Consider the following 516-nt stretch of genomic DNA (forward strand, 5'->3'; position numbering starts at 1 on the left):
CAGCCGCCGATGCCAACTGGTCGGAGGCGCTGGCAATCTGCTGGATGGTGTTCTTCAGACCGTCCTGCATGTTCGACAGCGCATCAAGCAATTGCCCGGCCTCATCACCACTGTTAGAGGTGATCGGCTGAGTCAGGTCACCGCCGGCAATACGTTGAGCGCTAAGCACCGCAACGGCCAGAGGACGGGTGATCATGCGGGTGATGAAGACACCCAGCAGGATGGCCACGATAAAAGCGATCACCACGCCGATTTCCAGCATGGTCACCGACGTGTTCCTCAGTTCGGCGGCGGCAGCGGCGCCTTCCTTGATCTGACGGTTGTTGGAATCAATGATGGTCCGCAGGTAGGCGCGGGCTTTGACAAACCCGTCGCTGGACAACGCATTGAGGCGAGTACGGGCATTCTCCAGATCCCCTGCCCTCATGAGCTCAACCACTTGCTGCGAACCGGCAATATAAGCAGGCATCAGTTGCTCGAGCTGATCGCCGGCTACGCGCTCGTCATCTTCCAGCG

At 59.3% G+C, this 516-nt stretch carries 1 protein-coding gene; it reads right to left on the reverse strand.

What is annotated here, in order from left to right:
• A partial coding sequence (locus tag BZK31_RS28750; RefSeq protein ID WP_157900842.1) for a HAMP domain-containing protein occupies positions 1-516 on the reverse strand: 516 nt, incomplete at both ends.

Origin of the sequence: Pseudomonas floridensis, assembly GCF_002087235.1 — a bacterium.
Lineage (GTDB): Bacteria > Pseudomonadota > Gammaproteobacteria > Pseudomonadales > Pseudomonadaceae > Aquipseudomonas > Aquipseudomonas floridensis.